This window comes from Actinomyces bowdenii, assembly GCF_017592395.1.
Taxonomy (GTDB): domain Bacteria; phylum Actinomycetota; class Actinomycetes; order Actinomycetales; family Actinomycetaceae; genus Actinomyces; species Actinomyces bowdenii.
In genome coordinates, this window is the sequence record NZ_JAGFOU010000001.1 from 109,802 (window position 1) to 126,388 (window position 16,587).

Here is a 16,587-nt window from a genome sequence, read left to right on the forward strand (position 1 = left end):
TCTCCTTACGTCTTCTCGCTTCTTCCTCGGCCGGGTCTCAGTGATCCTGGCGCCCGTACCAGCGCAGGCTCACCGCCAGGGAGGCGCCCAGGAGGGCGGGGCAGGCCATGGCTGCCAGCACCGCGGGCGCCGGTTCGCGCAGCGCCTGGGTCACGGGCCCGGCCAGCAGCAGGGTGCCGCCGTAGAGGGCGCCGGCCCCCGCCCCCAGGCACAGGCCCCACACCCACAGGGCCTGCTCCGGGGCCAGGCACAGGAACAGCGGCAGTCCGAGGGCCACGGACAGGCAGATGACGACCAGGCCGGCCATGAGGCCGCCCCAGTCACCGGTGAGGGCGGCCACCGGCACGCAGGCCAGGCAGGGCAGGATCACCAGGGCGAGCCCCTCGATCCAGCGGGCGCCGACCAGCTCGCTGCGCCGCAGCGGCAGTGCTCCGTGGAGCCGTCCCATGCGGTGAGCCGCCTCCACAGCGCCCTGGGCGTACTGGGCGCACAGTCCCAGGGTGATGCCCATCACCACCATCGCCTGCAGGCGGCCGGCCAGGGCGTCCATGGCGATGAGCAGTGCGAGCGGCACCAGCAGCAGGAGGAGCAGCGGACCGCGATGGCGCAGCACGATGAGGTCGAGCCGCAGGAGCGCCCCGACTCTGGCGGGCGCTATCGCGCCGCTGCCGCCCCCGGGGCCGAACGGCCGCCTCAGCACGGCCTGGCCGATGCGCCGCCCCGTCACCGGCACTGCCCCCGTCCTGGTCCCCATCATCATGGCGCTCACTGGTCCTGCCCGAGGTAGAGCCGGTGGCTCAGGGCCCACAGGCCGGTCAGGGCGCCGGCCCCCAGGGCCAGGAGCACGCCGCGTCCCAGCCCCGTCCCCAGGGCGAGGCCCTGGATCGGCCCGAAGCCGAGGATCAGCAGGCCCAGCACGCCCAGGACCACGATCGAGCTCATCCAGATGAGCAGGCCTCGCCCGCGCCCGAAGTGCAGGAACACCGGGATTCCCAGGGCCTGCCCCGCGATGAGGACCAGGGGGAGGACGAGCAGCTGACGCGGATGCGCACCCATGAGCAGGCCCATGACGGCGTGGAGGGACGAGGCGGTCAGGAGGAGAAGCGCCGCGACCGCCCAGTAGGAGTTGACGACCTCGGCCCGGGAGACGGGCAGGCAGGCCAGCAGGCGGTTGCTGCCCGAGCGCTCGACCATCACCCCTGACAGGCCCCCGACCAGGGCGGTCCCCGCGAGGAATCCGGTGACCGGGGCGGTATCGGCGATGAGGAGGCTGAGGGCGCCGGTCATGAGGAGAAGGCCGAGGAGGGAGGGAGCAGGGCCCCTCAGGCCCAGGAGGTGCAGCCGCACCAGGGCCGGCAGCCGCCCGGCACGCCCGGGCCCGGCCGCCGCTGCGGTCCCGGGGTGCTCGCGCACGTGCGCACTCATGAGGTCATTCACGGCCCGCCTCCTTGGCGATGTGCACGGCGAGGTCCTCGATGGTGGGGGCCTCGACGACGATGCGGTCGGCCAGCGCCTCGGCGGCATCGGCCGGCATCATGGCCTCCCAGCCCAGCTGGGTGCTGCGCAGCCCGAGGCTGACCTGGTGCACAGCGTCGGTCAGGTGCTCGGGGGTGCCGCGCACGAGTCGGAAGGAGCCGATGATCTCCTCGGCGGTGCCATTGGCCACGACCCTGCCCCGGCTGAGGATGACCAGGTAATCGGCCAGCCGATCGAGGTCGGAGGTGATGTGGGTGGAGAACAGGATGGTGCGGCCCTCCTCCACCATGAACTGGGCGAGCATGTCCACCATCTCGGCGCGGGCCAGGGGGTCCAGCCCGCCGGTGGGCTCATCGAGGATGAGCAGCTCGGGATCGTGGGCCAGGGCCACCGCCATCTGCAGGCGCATGCCCATGCCCCGGCTGAGCTCCTTGACCTTCCTGGTGGGGGCCAGCCCCGCGGCCTGGAGCTCGGAGTCGTAGCGCTCCTGGGACCAGGAGGGGTAGAAGCGCCCGATGCCCCGGCCCAGGTCCTTCAGGCGCCACTCGGGGTTGTAGGGCGGGGCGTCGAAGACGACGCCGATGCGCTCATGGCCCAGGGTGGTGGCCGAGCCGGCATCGGGGTGGATCATGCCCAGGGCGGCCTTGATGGTGGTGGTCTTACCCGAGCCGTTGGCCCCGACGAAGCCCGTGACGTAGCCGGCGGGCACGGAGAAGGTGACGTCGCTGAGGCTGAAGCCCGGGTAGTGCTTGGTCAGGTGGGAGATCTCGACGGGGTTCACTGCTTGTCCTTGAAGGTGGTGGAGGTGGTGATGATGGTCTGAAGCATGTCGTGGAGCTCCTCGTCGCTGAGCTGGGCCAGGCGCGCGCGCTCCACGGCGCGGTCGAGGTGCTCCTCGACCTCGCGCAGCACCTGCTCGCGCACCAGCTCGGAGTCCCGGGGCAGGACGAAGTAGCCCTTGCCGGGCACATTGGCCAGGAAGCCATCGGCGACGAGGTCGGAGTAGGCGCGGGTGGTGGTGATGACGCTGACGCGCAGGTCCCGGGCCAGGGCACGGATCGAGGGCAGCATCTCGTCGGCCTCCACCTGGCCGGTGAGGATCGCGTCCCTGACCTGCTGGGCGATCTGCTCATAGATGGGCACTCCCGCCGTGTTGGACAGGACGACCGTGAGCGGCATGACTACTCCTTCCGTACATGCACACTATAGACAGTAGGTGCATGGCGGCGTCAACTCCCGCCCGTCCTCCTCTTGCACATCTTCAGCACCCCCGCAGCCGGCCCAGCCGCGGAATCCCGCCGCATCGCCGGGTCCACTCGCCGCAGGACCCTCCGAAGATGTGCAGACTGGGGGGACCTGCACATCTTCAGTGGGCCCGGAGGCGATCGACCCGGTTCTCTCGGCAGAGCCGCGGGGCCACTCCAGGCGCAGCACTGCTGAAGATGTGCAAGAGGAGGACGGGGATGCTGGCGGTCAGGGATGGGGTCCGGCTCAGGAGCAGGTCCAGTACAGACCCTGGTCGAGCTGGTCGAAGGCCACCGTCGCGTTGCCGGTGCCGGAGTCCTCCACCACCGGGGTCCTCCCCACCCAGGCCACGACGACCTCACTGCCCGTGATGGTCACCCGGCCGACGTCCTGCACCATGACGATCAGGCCCGAGCCGTTGACCGTCAGGTGCTCCACATGCTCGGCCATGACACCCCCGGAGGCGTCCTGCGCCACCGTCAGGGTGGCGATGTCGCCCTCGATGTAGCCGCACTGCTGGCCCTGGAGAGTCATGTCACCGCCCTCGGAGCGCGAGTGCCTCAGCGCCGTGCCCTTCAGGCGCTGCCACAGCTCGCTGTCGGCCGCCGCCGAGGCCCCGGGGCGCTCCGCGCTGCCGGCCGGGCCGGATGCGGCCGCCCCGGCCTGGGCTGACTGGGAGGACCGCGCCCCGGCAACACCGCCCTGGGCATCGGCGGATGCCTCCTGCTCGGGCGCGCTGGCCTGTGCGGCCCCGGTGGCCTCTGCGCCCTGGGAGGCCTGCGCGGAGTCCGAGGAGCCGCCCGGGCCACTGAGGTTGATGCTGCAGGCGCCCAGGCTCAGGGCCAGCACGGCGGCAGCCAGGACGGCGGGGAGGCGACGGGTCATCGAGGTCATGAGGGCTCCTGGGGAGAGGCGGGTGATGAGAGGAGGAGGTCTTGGCGAGCCGGGCAGGTTCCGGCAGGGACGCGCAATCCGGTGGGCATCTCGCCCTGATCCGGCATGCGCCCCCTGGGGGTGGGGGCGCATGCCGGGCGCTCAGTCCCGGGAGCCCTGGAGGCCGGTGTCGTTGTAGGAGCCGAAGTCCTCGACGATCGGGGTACTGCCGGCCCAGACGACCTCATTGCTGTCCCCGTGGATGATGACCCGGTTGACGTCGCGGACGTAGACGTCGACATACGCGCCCTTGATCACCAGGGTGTCGACGTAGTCGGCCACGACCTCCACGCTGTCCGCAGTGATGGTCAGTGTCGCCACATCCCCGTCGATGCGGACCTCGTCATACTCCTTGTCCAGGAGCACGGCCCCCGTGGAGCGCACGGTCTTGTCCACACTGCCCTCGAAGCTGAGCCAGTCGGGGTCGGTGATCCTCGCCGCAGCACCGGGACGATCCCCCGAGGCCGGCGCGGCCCCCGCACTGCCCTGCGCACTGCCCGCGCTGCCCGCGCCGCCGGGCTGCGCGGACTGCGCACCGCCCGGGGAGGCCCCCTGCTCCGGGGCCTCGGGAGTCGCCGCGGACGGGGACTGGGGGGCCTGCATCTCGGGGGCCGGAGTCTCCAGAGTGCTCGCGGGCGTGCTCTGGGTATCAGCCGAACCCGAGGCCTGGGAGGCCTGCGAGGACCCCCCGGAGCCGCCGAGGGTGATGGCGCAGGCCCCCAGGCTCAGGGACAGCGCGGCGGCGGCCAGGGCGGCGAGGGAGCAACGGGGGGAGGGGATCATGAGAGCTCCTAGAAGGACGATGGTGGTGAGCAGATGCATGGAGAGGGACGCAGCAGGACAGGCGGCGGCCGGGCCGACCACTACTGCGTCGCCCGGGCAGGGGAGGGCGGGGCCGGAGCCAGGATCAATCCCCCGTACCCTGGAGACGTGTCTCGTTGTTGGCGCCGAAGTCCTCGACCTGCGGGGTGCGGCCAGCCCAGACCACCTCGGCGTTGTTGCCGTGGAGGACGACCTTGTTGACATCACGGACATAGACCTCGGCGTTGGCGCCCTTGATGACGAGGGTGTCGACGTGGTCGGCGATGATGGTGGCGTTGCCGCCCGTGATCGTCAGTGTCGCGACATCGCCCTCGACTCGGGTGTACTCGTTGGCGCCATCGATAAGCACCGCGCCTGAGCCCTGGATGGTCTTGTCCATGTAGCCCTGAGCGCTGAGCCAGTCGGAGTCGGTGATCGTGGCCGAGGCCCCGGGGCGGTCCCCCGAGGCGGGAGCGGTATCGGCACCGCCCGCACTGCCGGCCGCCCCGGCCTGCGGGTCTCCCACCGCCGCGGAGTGCTGGTCGGCGGGCTGCTGGGCACTGGGCTGGCCGCCCTCAGGGGCAGACGCGGCGGAGGCGGGCTCCTGGGCCACCTCGGGTGCCGAGGTCGCCGCCTGTTGCTGACCGGAGGCCTGCTCGGAGGCCGAGGAGCCCTGGGAATCGCCCAGGCTGATGGCGCAGGCGCCCAGGCTCAGGGACAGCGCCGTGGCGGCGACGACGGTCAGGCAGCGGCGGGTGGACATGCTCATGGGTACTCCTGAAGAACTGGCAATGAGGTGCGAAGGGGTAGGAAGGTGGCGCGAAAGCGCGCGAGGAGTCGTGCGGGGGATCGGGATGAGGCGGGAGTGCCGGGGCGGGGCACCGGGGCAGGTGGGGGGCGAGGCGCCGCCCTCTCCCACCGGCCCCGCCGCGCCAGCGGCGGCTCAGAAGGCGGGGATGAAGACCTCCACCCGCCGGTTGAGCTGGCGGCCGGCCGGGTTGTCGGAGCCATCGGGGTTCTCATTGGCGGCCACCGGGCGGGTCTCGCCATAGCCGGTGGCCTCCATGGAGGCGCTCACCCCGTCGCCCTGGAGCGCCGTCATCACCGCCCGGGCGCGATCCTCGGACAGGGTCTGGTTGAAGGCGTCGTCGGACACCGAGTCGGTGTGCCCGTGGATCTGGATGCTGGGGGCCCCGGAGTCGCGCAGCACCGTGGCCAGGTTGCCCAGGGTGGTAGCGGCATCGGGGCGCACCTGCGCCGAGCCGAAGTCGAAGAGCACCCCATCCTCCAGGGTGATGACCGTGCCGCAGGAGGTCACCGGCTTGACGGCGTCGATCGTGGGGAAGTCCCCGATGCTGCCGACCTTGGCCAGGGGCCTCATCGAGACCTCCTCGGTGTTGACCAGGCCGGAGCCATCACCGTAGTTGACGATGGAGATCGTGCCATCGTTGTAGACCCCCGAGCCGTCCCCGTGGTTGGTGATGGAGACCTTCCCCGCGCTGTACGTGCCCGATCCATCACCGTGAATGGTGATCGACTCCCCCGTCAGGGAGTTGGAGTAGGTCCCCGAGCCATCGCCGTGGACCGTCACCGACAGGGCTGCATCGGAGTAGGTGCCCGAGCCGTCCCCGTGCACCGTCATGGAGACCTGGCCGTTGGTGTAGGTGCCCGAGCCGTCCCCGTGGTTGGTGATGGAGACCTGGCCGTCGGAGTAGGTCCCCGAGCCGTCCCCGTGGTTGGTCACCGACCCGCTGTCCGAGGAGTGGGTGATCGAGCCCTCGCCCAGGACCGTGGTGCTGGAGGCCAGCACGCCCGGCTGATCGCAGCGGGCGGGGGTGACCGTGATGCCCGGGACAGAGGCGATGGAGCGGGTGAGGTCGGGGGTGAAGGCGCTGCCGGAGTCCGTGAGCACGCTGATATCGGGCAGCGCGAACAGGGGCACCGGGGGCATCTCGCCGACCGCGTAGCCGGGCACCGTGGGGCCGGAGGCCGTCGCGCTCGCGGTCGCGGCCGCGGTCGACGACGGTGCAGCGCCGGATGCCGAGGCCTGGGTACCGGCGCCGGTGCTGGTGCTGGTCTCGACGGCCTCCTGAGAGGCTGCTGCCCCGCCCTGCGAGGAGCCCCCCAGGCTCAGGGCGCAGGAGGACAGGGATAGGGCGGTGGCGGCGGCGCAGACGAGGATCAGGGAGCGCCGCGCGGGGATCATGTGCGTCATAACGGCAAGATTACTGGTCGGCTGTCGCCCGGCTGTCCCCAGCCTGTCGCGGTCCTGCGACAGGCAGTGACAGCCATACGCGCGTGCCCACGCCCTGGCGGGAGGCCATGCCCGCCCGACCCCCGTGCCGGCGGACGATCGTGGCCACCAGGGGAAGGCCGAGCCCGGATCCGGGCAGGCCCCGGGCATTGCCGGCCCGCCCCAGCTCGCTCCACACCACCGGCAGGTCCGCGGCGGGCACGCCGATCCCGGTGTCGGCGACCTCGATGGCCACGGTCCCGGCCTCCTCACGACCGCGCACCTCGATGCTGCCGCCGGCGGGGGTGTACTTCGCGGCGTTGGACAGCACGTTGTAGATGGCGGAGTACAGCAGGTCGCCGTCGCCGCTCACATGCGGCAGGGGCCAGGGCACCTGGGGCAGGTCCAGGCGGATGAGGGTGTGGTTGCCCGCCGCAGCGATCTCCTCGCTGACGGCCTGGACGGCATCCGTGACGGTCTCGGCCAGATCCACGTCCTCCAGGGCCAGGGGCGCGGTCTCCAGCTCGGCCAGCTTGCGCAGGTCGGTGATGAGGCGGCCCATGCGGCGGGCCTGGGCATCGACCACCTCGAGACGGGCCTTGCGCTCGGCGCGGCTGGCCTGGGGCATGTCGGCGACGGCGGCGCGCACCGCCGTCAGGGGGTTCTTCAGCTCGTGGTCCAGGCGGCGCAGGAACTGCTGGTGCTGGGACCAGGCCTCGCGCTGGGCCTGGAGGCGGGCACGCCGGCCCACGCGCCCGCCCCACCGCCGCACGGCCACCACGGCGGCGGCCAGAGACGTCAGGAGCGCCCCGGCCTCAGCCACCAGGAGCGCCGGGGACACCGCGATGATCATCCGGCCCTGCCCGACCAGCAGGTGGGCCAGGGCCGCCGCCAGGACGGTGAGCCCCAGCGCAGCCGCCCAGACCAGCCATCCCCGGCGCCCGCCGGGAGCCGCCTCCCCATCTCCCACCGGACCGGGCGCCGGGGCCTGCGGCGCCGACTCCGGGGTGAAGGAGGCGGCCGGGGCCACGGGGGAGGGCGCCCCCGGCACCGCCGGCCCGGGCTGCGCGGGAGCAGCCACCGGCAGGGGCGTCCCCGGAGCCGCGGGCGGGGACTGCGCGGGAGCAGCCACCGGCAACGGCGCACCCGGCGAAGGCCGGCTGGTCAGGCGCTCCGTGGCCGGCCCCGGGACAGGCGGCGACGGCGTCCCGGGAGGGGTGAGCGCGGGCGCGGCCGGGGGGATCGGCTGGGCGGGCGCGGCCCGGCGCGCCGAGGCGGCCCCGGTCGCCGGGGGGATGGTCCCCGGCAGGGGCCTGCTGCGGGGCCGGCGGGCCCCGGGCCCGGAGCCCTGGGCCCCCGCCGCGCTCACGTATGGACCCCCGCGCGGAAGCGGTAGCCCACGCTGGGCACCGTCTCGATATAGGTGGGGTGGGAGGCGTCGTCCCCCAGGGCCTGGCGGATCTCGCGGATGCGGTGGTCCACCGCCCGCGTGGAGGTGGCGAAGTCGATGCCCCACAGGGAGGCCAGCAGGGACTCGCGCGAGTGGAGCTCACCGGGGTGGCTCATGAGGTAGTCCAGGAGCATCGTCGCCTTGGGCGTCAGCGCCAGCTCCCTGCCGCCCAGGGTCACGCGCCGCGAGGCCCGGTCCAGCACCAGCTCCCCCGCGCTCAGCCGCGGGGCCGAGGTCAGGGGCTGGACGGAGCCGCGGGTGCGGCGCAGCACCGCGCGGATCCGCGAGGCCAGCTCGGCGGGGTCGAAGGGCTTGGACAGGTAGTCATCGGCCCCATCGTCGAGGGCCGAGACCCGCTCATAGGAGGCATCGACCTGGGTGAGCAGGATGATCGGCGTCCAGGCCCCGGTCCCGCGCACCCGGCGCACCAGCTCGCGCCCATCCATGCGGGGCATGAGGACATCGGAGACGACGATGTCGATCTCGTAGGAGCCCAGGATGTCCAGGGCCTCAGCCCCATCGGAGGCGAGCATCACCCGGTAGCCGCTGCGCTCCAGGTAGGGGCCCAGGGATCGGCGGATGGGGGCCTCGTCGTCGACGAGCAGCACCGTGGCGGGCGCCCCGGCGGGGGTGGTGGGCATCTGGCTCACGGCCGCCTCACTGCTCGAGCTTCTCGATGGAGTTGTCCGAGCCGAGATCCACCACCACCGGGGATCCCTCCAGGTAGCGGACCGTGACCCGCGAGCCCATGACCTGGATGGTCTGCGCCGATCGGGCATAGACCACGACATCAGAGCCCTGGATCGTGATCGACTCGGCGCTCTCAGCCGCGACGGAGACCTGCGAGCCCATGACCAGCAGGGTCTCGAGCTCACCGGTGAGATTGAGGACCTGGTCGGAGCTGGCCACGGTGTAGCTGCCCGAGACCTCCTGGTGCTGCCCGTCCTGGAGGATCCCCAGCCAGGCGGGATCGCTGATGCCGGCAGTGGCGCTCCCGGACGGCGCCCCGGCCTGCGGCGCCCCGGAGTCGCCGGAGCCCCCCGAGTCATCAGAGCCCAGGTTCACGGAGCAGGAGCTCAGGGCAGCGGATAGAGCCAGGGGCAGCAGGAGCGCGGCGCGACGGGACGGCTGAGGACCCATAGGGATCTCCTCTCGGAGCGGTGCAGGGAAATTGTACAGGTCATACAATACGGCACTGGTGTGGCCGGGGCGTCGCCGGATCATCGCAGTCCTGCGACCGCCCCCACCTGGGACGATCAGCGCCCGCCACCGGCCCCGGGCCCTCAGCGGGTGCCGCCCGGCACCGGGCTACTCCCCGTCCCCGCCCCCGGCGCCCGCGGCCGGCGCCTTGGCCGTCGAGGCCTTGGCGCTCGTCCTCGTCGTCCTCTTCGCGGTCTTCCTCGCCGTGGTCTTGCGGGTGGTCCGCTTCTTGGCCGGGCCCTTGGCGCGCTTCTCGGCCAGCAGCTCGTAGGCGCGCTCGGGGGTGACCGTGGCCGGGTCGTCATCGCGGCGCAGCGTCACATTGGTCTGGCCATCGGTGAAGTAGGGGCCGAAGCGCCCGTCCTTGATGACCACCGGCCGCCCCGTGGCCGGGTCCGTCCCCAGCTCGCGCAGCGGGCCACGGGTGGACTGGGCCCGACGGCGCTTGGGCTGGGAGAACAGCTCCAGGGCCTGCTCCAGGGTCACCGAGAAGATCTGCTCCTCGGTCTCCAGGGAGCGCGAGTCCGCCCCCTTCTTCAGGTAGGGCCCGTAGCGCCCGTTCTGGGCGGTGATGTCCTCACCGGAGTCCGGGTCCTGCCCGATCACGCGCGGCAGGCTCAGCAGGTCCAGGGCCTGCTCCAGGCTCACCGTGGCCAGGTCCATGGACTTCAGCAGGCTGGCGGTGCGGGGCTTCGGGCCCTTGGCCGCCCTGGCCGCGCGGCGCCCGGTCCCGCCCTTGGCCGCCTCGGCCGGCGCCTGCGCGGCCTGCACGGCCCCCTCCTCGGGCTGGGGCAGGACCTCGGTGACGTAGGGCCCGTAGCGCCCGTCCTTGGCGATGATCATGTGCCCGGTGGAGGGGTCCAGGCCCAGCTCGCGCCCGTCGTCGGCGGCTCGCGCGAACAGCTCGCGGGCCTTGTCCACATCCAGCTCATCGGGGGCGACGTCGGCCGGGACATTGGCGCGCCTGCCCTCGGCATCCTCCAGGTAGGGGCCGTAGCGGCCCACGCGCAGCGTCATGCCCTCACCGATGGGGATGGAGTTGATGTCCCGGGCGTCGATCTCCCCCAGGCCCGCGACCAGGCCCCGCAGGCCGCGCTCAGTCAGCTCCCGGCCCGCCCGGCCGGTGGCCTCCGGGGGCGCCTCCTGGCCCCCCTCGCCCCGGGAGCCGTTGTAGAAGCGCGTCAGCCAGCTCACCCGGTCCTCCTGGCCCGCGGCGATGCGGTCCAGGTCCCGCTCCATGGAGGCGGTGAAGTCGTAGTCCACCAGCTCGGTGAAGTTCTCCTCCAGCAGGCGGGTGACCGCGAAGGCCAGCCAGGTGGGCACCAGGGCCTGGCCCCGGTGCTCGACATAGCCGCGATCCGAGATCGTGGACATCGTGGCCGCATAGGTCGAGGGACGGCCGATCTCCCGCTCCTCCAGCGCCTTGACCAGGGAGGCCTCGGTGTAGCGCGGCGGCGGGGTGGTCTCATGCCCGCTGGCATCCACGCCCATGGGCGACAGCTCCTGGCCCGCGATCATCGAGGGCAGGCGCATGTCCCTGCTGTCCTTGGAGGAGGCCCCGGAGTCCTCCTGGTAGCGCTCGGCGTCCCGGCCCTCCTCATAGGCGGCCAGGAATCCGCGGAAGGTGATGACCGTCCCCGAGGCGCTCAGGCCCGCCATCGAGAAGGTCGGCCCGGCGTCGCGCGACTCCCCGCCGGCCGCTGTCAGCGGCACCTCCACGCTCACGGTGGCGGTCGAGCCCACGGCGTCGGCCATCTGTGAGGCCACCGTGCGCTTCCAGATCAGCTCGTAGAGGCGGAACTGGGCGCCGGTGAGCTGGGAGGAGACCTGCGCCGGGGTGCGGAAGTGGTCCCCGGCGGGGCGGATGGCCTCGTGGGCCTCCTGGGCCCCCTTGGACTTCGAGGCGTAGATGCGCGGCTTGTCGGGAACGTAATCGGCCCCGTAGAGCTCGGCCACCTGGGCGCGGGCGGCGGCCACCGCCTGACCCGACAGCGCCGTGGAGTCGGTGCGCATGTAGGTGATGAAACCGTTCTCGTACAGGCCCTGGGCCACGCGCATCGTCTCCCGCGGGTTCATCCGCAGCTTGCGGGAGGCCTCCTGCTGGAGCGTGGAGGTGGTGAAGGGGGCCGCCGGGCGGCGCCGGTAGGGCTTCTCCTCCAGACCCGCCACCCGCGGCTCACCCCGGCCGATCGCCTCGGCCACCGCCGTGGCCCCCACCTGGTGGAGATGGACCACCGAGGCCTTGAGCGCCGCCGGGCGCAGCTCGCCGTCATCCTTGAAGTCACGGCCCGTGGCCACGCGCCGCCCATCGAGAGAGGTCAGGCGCGCGGTGAAGGAGGAGGCCTCGCGGGCGGGGATGTCCACGGCGGAGAGCACCGTGGTCAGGCGGGCCTCCACCCCCCAGTAGGAGGCGGAGCGGAAGGCCATGCGCTCGCGCTCGCGCTCGACCACCAGGCGGGTGGCCACGGACTGGACCCGGCCGGCCGACAGCCCGGCCCGCACCTTGCGCCACAGGACCGGACTGACCTCGTAGCCCACGAGGCGGTCCAGGATGCGGCGGGTCTCCTGGGCATCGACCAGGTGGATGTCCAGCTCGCGGGTGTTGTCCAGGGCCCGGGTGACGGCCTCGCGGGTGATCTCGGTGAAGACCATGCGGCGCACGGGCACCGTGGGCTTGAGGACCTGCTGGAGGTGCCAGGCGATGGCCTCGCCCTCGCGGTCGTCATCGGTGGCCAGGTAGAGCTCGTCGGCGCCCTTGAGGGCCTTCTTGAGCTGGGCGACCGTCTTCTTCTTGTCCGGGTTGACGACGTAGTACGGCGTGAAGTCGTCCTCGACGTCGACGGCGAACTTCCCGTAGGGGCCCTTCTTCATGGAGGCGGGCAGCTCCGAGGGCTGGGGCAGGTCCCGGATGTGCCCGACCGAGGCCTCGACCTCGAAGTCATCGCCGAGGTAGGCGGCAATGGAGCGCACCTTGTTGGGGGACTCCACAATGACGAGCTTGGTGGACACGCAGATCTTCCTTACCGACAGGGCGCAGCGGGCCGCGCCACGGGCCGGGCCCGAGGGGCGGGTCCGAGCCACGGGGACGAGAGGACGGGGGCCGTGGCGGCACGAGGCCGCCACGAGCCGGCATTGGGGCGACTGTAACGCACCCGGCGTCCGCCCCCGATGGTCATTCCGGGACAGGACGCCCCATGCCCCCGGCGCCCTGCACCGGCAAGGGCTCAGCGAAGCTCGGACAGGGAGCGGCGGATCGTCAGCAGGCGCTGGTCCGTGGCCTCGGCGTCGTAGGGCAGGCCCAGCCCCCGGCACTCGGCCGCCAGCTGCGCCAGGGAGCGGACCTCCGGGAAGCCCTGGGCGGTCAGCGCAGCCACCTCGTCGACCACCGCCGAGCCCGAGGCCCCGGCGCCGCCGCCGCGCGCATCCACCCATTGGCCCAGGCGCCGGGCGGCGCGGTCCAGGCTGGAGGTCACGGTGCGCAGGGCGTCGTCGAGCTCGCCGACCTGGGTGGACACGGTCCGCAGCACCGGCGCCAGGCCCGCGAAGCCCGACTCCAGGGCCTCGCACAGGTCGGTCAGGGAGTGGACGGCGTCCTCCTCCGAGCCATCGAGGATCGACTGGGCGAAGCGCCCCACCATGAGGGTCAGCAGGCGCATGAGCGCCACCGCGAAGCGCAGCTGGGTGACGGCGTCGTGCATCGTGTGCAGGCGGTTGGGCAGCCCCGCCAGCTCGTTGTTGGCCGTCGAGGCGAACTCGGTGATCCGCTCGGCCAGGGCCTGGGCCTTGGTGCGGGCCGTCCCGCCGCCCTCCTGGGCGACGAGCTGGCCGATGCGGGCGATGCGCCCCTGGACCCCCGTCACCGAGCCGTGCGCCGCCTCCATGGTGGTGATGAGCCGCATGTACTCGTCGAGCTCGTAGACCAGGGCATTGGTGTCCCGCTCGATCGCGGCTACGGAGTTGAGGATCCTGGCCACCGGGCCCAGGCCCTCGGGCGCCGCCGCGGGCACGCGCACGCCCGCGCCCACCAGCAGGCCCACCTCGCGCGGCAGGCTCATCAGGGTCATCTCATGCAGGGAGGCGAAGCCCAGGGACCGCAGCTCCGCGCTCAGCTCCTGAGCGCCGTACTCCCCCACCTGGTAGCGGGAGGCGGCCCGCGCGGCCAGGTCGCGCTCCTTGGCGCGCACCCGCCGGTAGGCCTCCTCCACCGTGGTGCGGGTGGCGGTGTCCATCGGCTTGATGCGCACCGACAGGTAGCCCTCGCGCAGCGGCACGATCGTGGCGAAGACCCGGTAGTCCAGGCCATCGACCGCACGGTTGGTCACGTAGGCGCAGACCGGCTTGCGGTCCTGGAGGTCGTCCCACATGAGGCGGAAGACCCCCGCCGGCATGTCCAGGTGGCGGATGATGTTGTGCGCCGCCCCGATGAGACGATCACGGGAGTAGCGCGAGAGCACGTCGAAGGTCCTGTTGGTGTTCTGAATGACACCTTTGAGATCCGTCGTGGAGAAGAAGATGTCCTGCGGGTCGAACAGCCGCTCGTATCCGATCTGCGATTCCATGATGCTCTCCGCCTGGTTAGTAGAATATGCCCACCTCGGGGGCGCAGTACTTGATCAAAACCCCCAAAGCCGGCAAGGCCAGGGGAACTTTAATGGTCAATCCCAGCGGCTACCAGGTGTTTTACCTGATTGTCACCGAGTGACACCCAGTTGCGACCGGGGTGTCACTCGGCCTTGATCTGCCCCAGGGACTGGCGGACCGTGGCCACCCGCTCGCGGATGACCGGCTCATCGAGGGTCACCACGACACCGCGCGCCTTGGCGGCCAGCTCGGCGAGGGATGCCGTCTCCGGGAATCCCTGATCGCCGAGCTCGACGGCCTCCTGGAGCACGGCCTGCGCATCCACGCCCTCGGCCAGCGGCTGGGCGCCCTCATCGCTGAGCGCGCGGATCCACCGCTGGAAGGGCCGCTTGACCCGGTCCAGGTTGCTCACCACGGAGCGCAGGTCGGCATCCAGTCGCTCGGCCAGGTCGGCCGCCTTCTGGCAGGAGGGGATGAGGGGCTCCAGGTCGGCCAGCAGGGCCTCGGCCAGGTCGCCGATGGCCTCGGAGGCCTCCTCCGTCTCCACCTCATCGAGCACCGCCGCGGCGAAGATGCCCACCATGAGCGTGTGCAGGCGCATCATCGAGGAGCGGAAGCGCACCTCGGAGGCGGTCTCGTAGAGGGCCACCAGGGAGGAGTTGAGCTGCTGGAGGACCTCGACCGCCTGGGCGCTGCGCTCCTTGACGCGCTCGCCGACGGTGGGGACCGAGGACTCCTCATCCGGGCTGGTGACCTCGCCCACGAGGGCGCCCACGCGGGTGGCGCGCTCGATCACCGAGCGCACGCCCGAGGCCCACGAGCCCAGGCCGTTGATGAGGTCCTGGTACTCGCCGAGCTGGTAGACCAGCTCATCGGTGTCGCGCTCGATGGCCGAGACGGCCGACAGGATGGAGGACATGGGGCTGTCGGTCTCGGCGCGGCGGGGGACCCGCACCCCCTCGACCACCAGCAGGGCCAGCTCGCGGGGCAGGGCCGCACGGGCGAAGGAGTACAGGCCGCGGAACTGGATGGCGGCCAGCTCCTGGGCCAGCAGGTCCGCGCCATGCTCGGCGACCTCGCGGCGGCCGTGGCCCTGCTCCGCGTACTCGCGCTCGGCGGCGCGCACCCGCTGGTAGACCTCCTTGACCGGGGTGAACAGGGCGTGGTTGTTGGGCCGCACGCGCACCGAGAGGTAGCCGTCGGCCAGCGGGGCGACGGTGGCGAAGACCCAGTAGTCCAGCCCGTCCTTCGCCCGGTTGAGGACGTAGACGCAGGCCGGCCTGCCCTGCGCCAGCTCATCCCACATGAGCTTGAAGGCGCCCGCGGGCATGTCGTCATGGCGGATGATGTTGTGGGGCGCCCCCACCAGCTCCTCAGCGCTGTAGCGGGACAGGGAGTCGAAGACCCGGTTCGTCCTGCGGATGACACCCTTGGCGTCAGTCGTCGAGAAGAACAGGTCCTCCGCGCCGAAGCGGCGCTCCTTGCCTTCGACGTATTCCATGACACTCCTGAGATGCGGGTAGGGGATGTGGCGGCGGCCCGATGACCGACGACGGTATCAGCGTGTCGCGTAGCGCAGACAGCAATCAGATGGATACTGAGAGGCTACGCCAGGAGAGGCCTGCGGCACATGCGCGGTTCCGGCATCCGGGAGCCCGGCCCTGCGGGACCAGCCCCGATACCACCCACTGCGACCGTCGTCCTCTCCTGCGCCGCCTCTCGCATCCGGCCGAGCGGCCTGTCAGCACTCATCGGGGGTGGTGCCCAGGAGCAAACCCCCGATCTTGCGACGCAACCGCCCAAGCATGTCACACCGCCACGCGGGGCGGGCCCCCTCGGTGGTTTCAACCTGGTAACACAGCGTCAGCACAGGTCGCCCCCTGGTCACCTCCAGCCCGCTCATGTTGAATGGGCAACATGACTACTGCCCCAGAGACTCTGACCCGCCCGGACGGCTCCCCCGTCCGCGTCCTCGTCGTCGACGACGAGCAGATGCTGGCCGATCTCCTGGCCAGTGCACTGCGCTACGAGGGCTGGGAGGTCACCACCGCAGGCACGGGGATCTCCGCGGTCAAGGCCGCCCAGGAGATCGAGCCGGACGTCATCGTCCTGGACATCATGCTCCCCGACTTCGACGGCCTGGAGGTGATGCGCCGCATCCGCAGCCACAGCCCCACCGTGCCCGTCCTGTTCCTCACCGCCAAGGACGCCGTCGAGGACCGTGTCGCGGGACTGACCGCCGGAGGAGACGACTACGTGACCAAGCCCTTCTCCCTGGAGGAGGTCGTGGCCCGCCTGCGCGGCCTGCTGCGGCGCTCGGGCGCCAGTGAGCACAAGCCCGCCTCCCTGCTGGAGGTGGGGGACCTGCGCATGGACGAGGACTCCCACGAGGTCTGGCGCGGCCAGGACGAGATCCGCCTGACCGCCACCGAGTTCGAGCTGCTGCGCTACCTCATGCGCAACCCCCGCCGCGTCCTGTCCAAGCCCCAGATCCTCGACCGGGTGTGGAACTACGACTTCGGCGGTCAGGCCAACATCGTCGAGCTCTACATCTCCTACCTGCGCCGCAAGATCGACAAGGGCCGCGAGCCCATGATCCACACCATGCGCGGCGTCGGCTACGTCCTCAAGCCCGCCCCCGGCGCCGAGACCGCCTCCCACTAGCACC

At 71.8% G+C, this 16,587-nt stretch carries 15 protein-coding genes; 1 reads left to right on the forward strand and 14 read right to left on the reverse strand.

Going from position 1 to position 16,587, the window contains the following annotated elements; all coding sequences use genetic code 11:
- Window positions 1-37: 37 nt before the first annotated feature.
- The 14 genes from J5X07_RS00470 to J5X07_RS00535 all read right to left on the reverse strand — a co-directional run bounded on the left by J5X07_RS00470 (window position 38) and on the right by J5X07_RS00535 (window position 15,420).
- Window positions 38-757 (reverse strand): ABC-2 transporter permease, encoded by a 720-nt coding sequence (locus tag J5X07_RS00470; protein ID WP_243896148.1) that lies wholly within the window; start codon window positions 755-757, stop codon window positions 38-40.
- 8 nt (window positions 758-765) lie between these two features.
- A complete protein-coding gene (locus J5X07_RS00475; protein ID WP_341769353.1) occupies window positions 766-1,437 on the reverse strand; it encodes an ABC-2 transporter permease in 672 nt (223 codons plus the stop codon).
- Complete coding sequence (locus J5X07_RS00480) at window positions 1,430-2,257, reverse strand: ABC transporter ATP-binding protein (protein ID WP_124934800.1); 828 nt, start codon at window positions 2,255-2,257, stop codon at window positions 1,430-1,432. Before J5X07_RS00480 ends, J5X07_RS00475 begins: the two co-directional genes overlap by 8 nt.
- Complete coding sequence (locus J5X07_RS00485; protein WP_124934801.1) at window positions 2,254-2,655, reverse strand: GntR family transcriptional regulator; 402 nt, start codon at window positions 2,653-2,655, stop codon at window positions 2,254-2,256. The genes J5X07_RS00480 and J5X07_RS00485 overlap by 4 nt, the downstream gene beginning before the upstream one ends.
- A gap of 312 nt (window positions 2,656-2,967) precedes the next feature.
- Window positions 2,968-3,615: a DUF3060 domain-containing protein gene (locus J5X07_RS00490; RefSeq protein WP_208478314.1), complete on the reverse strand. Its 648-nt coding sequence runs from the start codon at window positions 3,613-3,615 to the stop codon at window positions 2,968-2,970.
- 141 nt (window positions 3,616-3,756) lie between these two features.
- Entirely contained in the window at window positions 3,757-4,437 is a 681-nt protein-coding gene (locus J5X07_RS00495) for a DUF3060 domain-containing protein (protein ID WP_208478315.1), read from the reverse strand.
- 124 nt (window positions 4,438-4,561) lie between these two features.
- A complete protein-coding gene (locus tag J5X07_RS00500; RefSeq protein ID WP_208478316.1) occupies window positions 4,562-5,224 on the reverse strand; it encodes a DUF3060 domain-containing protein in 663 nt (220 codons plus the stop codon).
- A 174-nt stretch (window positions 5,225-5,398) separates the two neighbouring features.
- Window positions 5,399-6,670, reverse strand: coding sequence for an OmpA family protein (locus J5X07_RS00505; protein WP_208478317.1), 1,272 nt, complete (start codon window positions 6,668-6,670; stop codon window positions 5,399-5,401).
- 10 nt (window positions 6,671-6,680) lie between these two features.
- Window positions 6,681-7,769 (reverse strand): ATP-binding protein, encoded by a 1,089-nt coding sequence (locus J5X07_RS00510; RefSeq protein ID WP_341769354.1) that lies wholly within the window; start codon window positions 7,767-7,769, stop codon window positions 6,681-6,683.
- Window positions 7,770-8,053: 284 nt separating this feature from the next.
- Entirely contained in the window at window positions 8,054-8,779 is a 726-nt protein-coding gene (locus tag J5X07_RS00515) for a response regulator transcription factor (protein ID WP_208478392.1), read from the reverse strand.
- A 16-nt stretch (window positions 8,780-8,795) separates the two neighbouring features.
- Window positions 8,796-9,278, reverse strand: a complete 483-nt coding sequence (locus J5X07_RS00520) for a DUF3060 domain-containing protein (RefSeq protein ID WP_208478318.1) — start codon at window positions 9,276-9,278, stop codon at window positions 8,796-8,798.
- A gap of 168 nt (window positions 9,279-9,446) precedes the next feature.
- On the reverse strand, window positions 9,447-12,347 hold the full coding sequence (gene topA, locus J5X07_RS00525; RefSeq protein WP_124934221.1) for a type I DNA topoisomerase: 2,901 nt from the start codon (window positions 12,345-12,347) through the stop codon (window positions 9,447-9,449).
- Between the two features lie 215 nt (window positions 12,348-12,562).
- Window positions 12,563-13,897: a PAS domain-containing protein gene (locus tag J5X07_RS00530; protein ID WP_208478319.1), complete on the reverse strand. Its 1,335-nt coding sequence runs from the start codon at window positions 13,895-13,897 to the stop codon at window positions 12,563-12,565.
- 164 nt (window positions 13,898-14,061) lie between these two features.
- Window positions 14,062-15,420: a PAS domain S-box protein gene (locus J5X07_RS00535; protein WP_124934219.1), complete on the reverse strand. Its 1,359-nt coding sequence runs from the start codon at window positions 15,418-15,420 to the stop codon at window positions 14,062-14,064.
- A gap of 416 nt (window positions 15,421-15,836) precedes the next feature.
- Here J5X07_RS00535 and J5X07_RS00540 point away from each other — a divergent pair, with 416 nt between their 5' ends.
- On the forward strand, window positions 15,837-16,583 hold the full coding sequence (locus J5X07_RS00540) for a response regulator transcription factor (RefSeq protein ID WP_124934218.1): 747 nt from the start codon (window positions 15,837-15,839) through the stop codon (window positions 16,581-16,583).
- The last annotated feature ends 4 nt before the right edge of the window (window positions 16,584-16,587 follow it).

Bases quoted from the DNA above. Each gene is read 5' to 3' on its own strand.
- J5X07_RS00470 (WP_243896148.1), bottom strand. From the start codon at position 757: ATGATGGGGACCAGGACGGGGGCAGTGCCGGTGACGGGGCGGCGCATC.
- J5X07_RS00485 (WP_124934801.1), bottom strand. From the start codon at position 2,655: ATGCCGCTCACGGTCGTCCTGTCCAACACGGCGGGAGTGCCCATCTAT.
- J5X07_RS00490 (WP_208478314.1), bottom strand. From the start codon at position 3,615: ATGACCTCGATGACCCGTCGCCTCCCCGCCGTCCTGGCTGCCGCCGTG.
- J5X07_RS00495 (WP_208478315.1), bottom strand. From the start codon at position 4,437: ATGATCCCCTCCCCCCGTTGCTCCCTCGCCGCCCTGGCCGCCGCCGCG.
- J5X07_RS00500 (WP_208478316.1), bottom strand. From the start codon at position 5,224: ATGAGCATGTCCACCCGCCGCTGCCTGACCGTCGTCGCCGCCACGGCG.
- J5X07_RS00505 (WP_208478317.1), bottom strand. From the start codon at position 6,670: ATGACGCACATGATCCCCGCGCGGCGCTCCCTGATCCTCGTCTGCGCC.
- J5X07_RS00515 (WP_208478392.1), bottom strand. From the start codon at position 8,779: ATGCCCACCACCCCCGCCGGGGCGCCCGCCACGGTGCTGCTCGTCGAC.
- J5X07_RS00520 (WP_208478318.1), bottom strand. From the start codon at position 9,278: ATGGGTCCTCAGCCGTCCCGTCGCGCCGCGCTCCTGCTGCCCCTGGCT.
- J5X07_RS00530 (WP_208478319.1), bottom strand. From the start codon at position 13,897: ATGGAATCGCAGATCGGATACGAGCGGCTGTTCGACCCGCAGGACATC.
- J5X07_RS00535 (WP_124934219.1), bottom strand. From the start codon at position 15,420: ATGGAATACGTCGAAGGCAAGGAGCGCCGCTTCGGCGCGGAGGACCTG.
- J5X07_RS00540 (WP_124934218.1), top strand. From the start codon at position 15,837: ATGACTACTGCCCCAGAGACTCTGACCCGCCCGGACGGCTCCCCCGTC.